Below are 618 nucleotides of genomic sequence, written 5' to 3'. Positions count from 1 at the left end.
AAATGGTGTGATTTTATCAGTTATGACCCACGTTTTACGGGCAATTCATCTCTCTTTCGTATGAAAATCAAACGCATCCACCGTGATGACAAACAAATTGAACAAATCAATCAAGCGGTTGAAAGCTTTTTAACTGAAATAGAACAAGAGATCCAAAGAATCTCAACAAAAGCCGCCTAATCGCTTATGGGGGTGCTTTGTTCATTGTATGCCTCCTAGCACCCCCGCCCCTTTCATAACAAATTTCAATCAATTCGTGATTCACGACACGGATAAATTGCATCTTAAATGTAAGGAGAAATATATGGCGCCTCGTCCAGCTACCATAACACAACCAGCCATTGCACGTGCTTTAAGAGAAGCTAAAAAGCAAGGGTGCGAACTCATAGAAATCAAACCTACTGGGGAATTACTTATCTATCTTAAATCCGATATCCCATTGCCAAATGCAACTAATCATTCTGACAAATCATGGAATTTGTCACCTGCTGATTATGATATCGTCTTATAGGCTGTCACCATGCCAAAACCACGCCCTCCTTATCTTCTCAAAGAAATCACACGCCATGGCAAAATCATATGGTATGTACGCATTGGTCATGGGAAACGTATTAGAAT

1 protein-coding gene and 1 pseudogene are annotated in these 618 nt (G+C 40.1%); both read left to right on the top strand.

All coding sequences use genetic code 11. The features are described 5' to 3' along the window. Positions 1–180: pseudogene (locus PVV69_RS09965) on the top strand (exonuclease); the annotation flags it as partial. A gap of 124 nt (positions 181–304) precedes the next feature. Beyond that, entirely contained in the window at positions 305–511 is a 207-nt protein-coding gene (locus tag PVV69_RS09960; RefSeq protein WP_273721240.1) for a hypothetical protein, read from the top strand. The last annotated feature ends 107 nt before the right edge of the window (positions 512–618 follow it).

Source organism: Bartonella sp. MM73XJBT (genome assembly GCF_028618465.1).
Taxonomy (GTDB): domain Bacteria; phylum Pseudomonadota; class Alphaproteobacteria; order Rhizobiales; family Rhizobiaceae; genus Bartonella.
The sequence above is the reverse complement of the archived record's forward strand: the minus strand, read 5'-3'. Positions and strand labels throughout refer to the sequence as shown.